This window comes from Chloroflexus sp. MS-G (assembly GCF_000735195.1).
GTDB lineage: Bacteria > Chloroflexota > Chloroflexia > Chloroflexales > Chloroflexaceae > Chloroflexus.
This window is the reverse complement of the sequence record NZ_JPIM01000200.1, coordinates 1-4,152: the sequence shown is the minus strand read 5'-3', so window position 1 is coordinate 4,152 and position 4,152 is coordinate 1. Positions and strand designations below refer to the sequence as shown.

General features: G+C 62.8%; 2 protein-coding genes. Both read left to right on the top strand.

Annotated features, from left to right (window positions below):
* Positions 1-1,834 (top strand): CHAT domain-containing protein (locus tag JE47_RS0119675; RefSeq protein WP_152556121.1); only part of this gene is annotated, 1,834 nt, incomplete at its 5' end.
* Entirely contained in the window at positions 1,835-3,820 is a 1,986-nt protein-coding gene (locus tag JE47_RS0119670) for a CHAT domain-containing protein (RefSeq protein ID WP_031461378.1), read from the top strand.
* Positions 3,821-4,152 lie beyond the last annotated feature (332 nt).

Below are 4,152 nucleotides of genomic sequence, written 5' to 3'. Positions count from 1 at the left end.
GGAGATCTTCACACCGGAAGGGATGCCGGATGATTGTCGGCGAACAGCGCGGCAATTAGGAGCGATGTATGCTGAAACAGGTCGCTGGGAAGCAGCCACGGGCGCCTACGATCTGGCACTTCAAGCGGCGGAGATACTTTACGGAGAATCGGTCTCACCGTCTGGCAAGGCAGCCGAGTTGGAAGCCACTGGTACTCTCTTCCGAAGTGCCGCCTATGCCCTTGTCCGCGCTGCCCGCCCCGGCGCGCTGCGTCGCGCCGTCGAGGTCGCCGAGCTTGGGCGCGCCCGTGGCCTCGGCGAGACACTGACCCGTGACCGCAGCGATCTCTCCATCATCGAACGCGACTACCCAGACATCTACGAGCGTTACCGCACAGCGGCGGAGATCGTGCGTAGCCTGGAACGCACCGACCGCGCTTCAGCAGATCGCCAGGACACAGCGCAACTGTCGTTCACCGATCTGGCGAACCGCATCCGCGCTGCCCGCGCCGATCTGGATGCCGCCATTGAAGCCATTCGCGCCATTCCCGGCTATGAAGCGTTCCTCCGGCCTCCCACCTACGCTGAGATCGCGGCAGCCGCCCAACCCGGCGTGCCACTGGTCTACCTGATCACCACTCCCCAGGGCAGTCTGGCGCTGATCGTTCCCGATGGCAATGCAGAACCTGAAGCGCTGCTGCTCGACGAATTTACGGAGAACGATCTGAACAACCTCCTGCTCGTGCGCACTGGCGATAAAGTGGTAGGTGGGTATCTGCCGGGCCAGTTACTCGGCGGTGAAGCGCTGACGAAGGCGCTGGAAACGGCGCTGCCACTGCTTGGCGAACATCTCATCGCACCCGTGGCGCAGCGGCTCCGCACCTTGAATGCCACCGGCGTAACGCTTATTCCTACCGGTCTGCTCAGCCTGTTACCATTGCATGCCGCAACCTACACGGTCAACGGCGCCTCCCGCTGTCTGCTCGACGAGTTTGATGTCGCTTATGCGCCGTCGGCGCGGGTACTGAGCATCGCTCAACGCGAACAGCAGCGGCGGGCGGCGAAGGGGGTGCGGCTGGCTGGGGTTGGGAATCCTACCGGCGATCTGCGTTATGCCGGTGCAGAGTTGCACAGTATCTGCGATCTGCTGCCACCGGCGGCGACGACAACGTTCTACGAGCAGGCTGCGACTCGTAGCGCAATCTGGTCCGCTCTCGGTGAGAGCACCATTGGTCACTTTTCCTGCCATGGCAGTTTCGCCGACGATCCACTCGATTCGGCCTTGCACCTGGCGGCAGGTGATCGTATTACGCTGCGCGACCTGGTGGCAGGCGACACCACAGCACTGAGCAATCTACGGCTGGTGGCGCTCTCGGCCTGTCAGACCGCGATCACCGACTTCCGGCGCCTGCCCGACGAGAGTATCGGTCTGCCGGGTGGTTTTCTGCAGGCCGGCGTGCCCGCTGTCATCGGCACGCTCTGGAGTATCAACGACCTCAGTACGGCGCTGCTCATACACCGCTTCTACGAACTGCACCTGCGCGGCGATGCCGCAGCAGGGCTGACACCGCAACCGCCGGTGCGAGCGCTGCGCCTGGCGCAACAGTGGCTGCGCGATCTGACCTACAAAGAGATGTTTGCCTATTTTCAGCGGCATCGCCAACTCAAAGCGGCTCCGCAGCGTGATCTGGAATCGGTGCCGGTTTCAGGTGCGCGGATGCCAACCGATCTCATTGAGGAGGGACGTGCTCTAGCAGAGGATTATATGCTCGATCATCCGAACGACCGTCCATACGCCAACCCAATATTTTGGGCTGCATTTACGTTCAACGGTACAATCGGAGGAGCTGCGTAAATGGCTGGTGAAGAAACGATTGCCGCGTTGTTAGCCATTTGGGACGAGGGCCAATCCAGTTCGCATTGGCCCGCATTACTGCCGGTGCTGCGCCAACTGGTCGATCAGTTTCAACAGAACGCCGATGATGATACACGCGCCGAGATTGCCATGCGCATTACCGACCTATTGCGCGAGACCGATCCCGATCTCCACCGAAAACTGATCCAAATGCGCAGAACTATACGTGCCGGCGAAGCGCACAACCGCTTCAGCACACGCGGCATGCCATCTGGCGCCGAACTCTCGGCAGTCTGGCAAGAGATTCGGACACGAGAAGCGTCAATCTACGGCGAGAGCATTACGACAGGCAACATCAGCGGTACGGGCATTGCTATTGGTCAAGGCGCACAGGCCACAGTACATCAACACTTCTACGAGCCGCGCTTCACGCGCTACACCGACATCTCCTGCCCGCGACTAGCACAGGTGAACAGCAGGGTCACTGTTACCGTTGCGCTGACCATGCAACCACAGCCGGAGAGCGTCGCGCTCCAGGCTATCGAGGTTTTCGAGGGTAAGGTTCGGGTACGGATCGATGCGCCCGGCTTTGAACCGCTGAGTCCGCTCGAACAAACAATCATTGTCGAGCGGGATGACGATAGCGCCCCGGTCGTGTTTCACCTCAAGGCGCGCGAAACCGGTCCCCACGAGATCGCCATCCAGTTCTGGCAGCGCGGCAATCTCATCGCCACGGTCGTGGCGCCCATTGAGGTGCTAGAGGTAGAGCCGGTCTTTGCGCCAGCATTAATACCGAAAACGCCCGTCAGTCCGCGCATGGCTGACGTAACACCGCCAGACCTCACCCTCGTCGTCTTTCGCGACCCTGCCGGGCGGATGCAGTTCACGCTGCACCGTGACAATATCACGCTCTGCTACGCCGAACAGATCCTGCCCCGTCCACCCGATGCGTTGATCAATGCGCTCTTTGACGAGCTACACCTGTTGCAACGCGGTACCGACAGCGCCAACCGACGGCGTGGATCGTCTCTTCTGACCGCCGAGCAGGTCGAGCGGCGTATCCGCAATCTGGGTTACAAACTGTGGGATGTGCTGATCCCACCCGAACTCAAACTATACTATGCCCGTGAGCGCCACCAGTGGCAGAGCGCCATCGCAGCCGGGCAACGCTGGAGCCTGCTGGTGCAATCGAACGAGCCGGACATCCCCTGGGAGCTGGTGCGTCCGTACAGCGATGGGCCGGATTGCTGGGAAGAGGACTTCTGGTGCCAGACCTTCCACTTCGCCCGCTGGCTGCTCAAGCGCCCCGACAGCCGTCAGAGCGTGGTTCCCCTACCGCGACTGCGGCTGCGCACCCTGGCTGCAATCGTGCCTACCTGCTACCCGGAACTGAAGGCTGTCCCTGAAGAACACAAACTGCTGCGCGACCTGATTGCCCGCTATCGCCTGACCGACCGCAGCCCGCAACGGGCGACCGAGCCAGCGGTCATCGCTCTGCTCGAAACGGGTGGCTTCGACTGGCTGCACGTCATCACCCACGGCGACTTCTTCGCTCAATCGGCGTTGCACAGCAGCGCAATCGGCCTGGATGACAACCAGTGGCTGGCGAGCAGCGCCATCACCGGTCCGCGCATCCGGGGCGCGCTGCGCGACCACCGCCCGGCAATTGTCTTGAACGCCTGTCACGTCGGTCGTGAGCAACCTTCGCTCAGCGGCGCTGCCGGCTGGGTCACGCAGTTTGTCGGCTCCGGTGCGGGCATGATGATCGCGCCGCTCTGGTCGGTCAACGACGAGTTTGCCCTCCGCTTCAGCGAAGTCTTCTACACCGCGCTGCTCAACCCTGATCGCCCTGCCACCGTCGCTGAGGCAATGTGGCAGGCGCGCAACGCCATCCGCCAGCCCGATGATCCGACCTGGTTAGCCTACAGCCTGTTCGCCCACCCGAATGCGCGAGTTGAAGTTGAAGTACAGCCGTCGCAGGCGTAGGAAAGAGAACAATACACCGGTCATATCCGACCTCTCATATCACAGTGCCGAGTTCTTACCCCGCCCCTAGCCGTGCCGTCACCGGAAATACCTGCCCGACCCTGCATGCATCCCCCCCTCCTCTCCCACAGCGTGGGAGAGGAAGGGGGGCAGGGGGGAGGTGAGGGCGGCCCTCACCCCCGGCCCCTCTCCCGCGCTGCGGGCCGCCCTCACCCCCGGCCCCTCTCCCGCGCTGCGGGCCGCCCTCACCCCCGGCCCCTCTCCCGCGCTGCGGGCCGCCCTCACCCCCGGCCCCTCTCCCGCGCTGCGGGAGAGGGGTGAGCTGGGTCGTA